This is a genomic window from Campylobacter concisus, from assembly GCF_002913545.1.
In the GTDB taxonomy this organism is placed as follows: Bacteria; Campylobacterota; Campylobacteria; order Campylobacterales; family Campylobacteraceae; genus Campylobacter_A; species Campylobacter_A concisus_AV.
The window spans coordinates 1-954 of sequence record NZ_PPBR01000108.1 but is presented as its reverse complement, the minus strand read 5'-3'; the positions used below and the strand labels follow the sequence as shown (position 1 = coordinate 954).

At 43.2% G+C, this 954-nt stretch carries 1 protein-coding gene; it reads left to right on the top strand.

Going from position 1 to position 954, the window contains the following annotated elements; all coding sequences use genetic code 11:
* Positions 1–2: 2 nt before the first annotated feature.
* On the top strand, positions 3–954 hold a 952-nt coding region (locus tag CYP05_RS07295; protein WP_181001191.1), incomplete at its 3' end, for an LON peptidase substrate-binding domain-containing protein.

Genomic DNA, 954 nt, shown 5'->3' with positions numbered 1-954 from the left:
TAATGAAGTATGAGGACGAGCTATTTTTATATCCATTTATGATAACGCCGCTTTTTTTAAGCGACGAAGAAAATTTAAAAGCGCTTGAGCTTGCTATACAAGGAGAAACGCCGATCCTTGTCGTGCCTACAAAGCCCCAGCAAGACGGCGCTAGAGACTTTGACGGCATCTATGACGCAGGCGTTATCGGCACGATAATGCGCCGTGTGCCGCTACCTGATGGACGCGTAAAAGTGCTATTTCAGGGTATCGACAAAGGTAAAATTTTAAAACAATCAGGCATAAACCCACTCCGTGGTATCGTTGATATGCTCCACGTAAAGCGCCCATCGCAGGTCAAAACTGATGCTCTCATCGTAGTTTTAAGAGAAAAAGTAAGAGAGCTTTCGCAGTTTAGCCACTTTTTTCCACCTGATCTTTTAAAAACGATCGAAGAGAGCGCTGAGGCGATCAGAGTTTGCGACCTAGTTTCAAGCGCACTTCGCCTAAAAAAACAGATCGCGTATAGCTTTTTTGTCGAAGAAAATTTAGAGCAGCGTCTACTAAAGCTCATCGACTACGTCATCGAAGAGATCGAGGCAAACAAGCTTCAAAAAGAGATCAAAAATAAGGTTCATTCAAAGATCGACAAGACAAACAAAGAGTACTTTTTAAAAGAGCAGCTAAAGCAAATTCAAGCTGAGCTTGGAGCGGATACGAGCCGTGAAGAGGAGCTTGAGGAGTACCGCAAAAAGCTTGATGCGAAGAAGAAATTTATGGCTGAGGATGCCTATAAAGAGATCAAAAAACAAATAGATAAGCTCTCTCGCATGCACCCAGACTCAGCCGACGCAAATACCTTGCAAAGCTACCTCGACTGGGTACTTGAAATTCCATTTGAAAATGTAGCTAAGAAAAAGTCATCTATCACCGAAGTGAGCAAGCACCTAAATGCCGACCACTACAGCTTAGAGA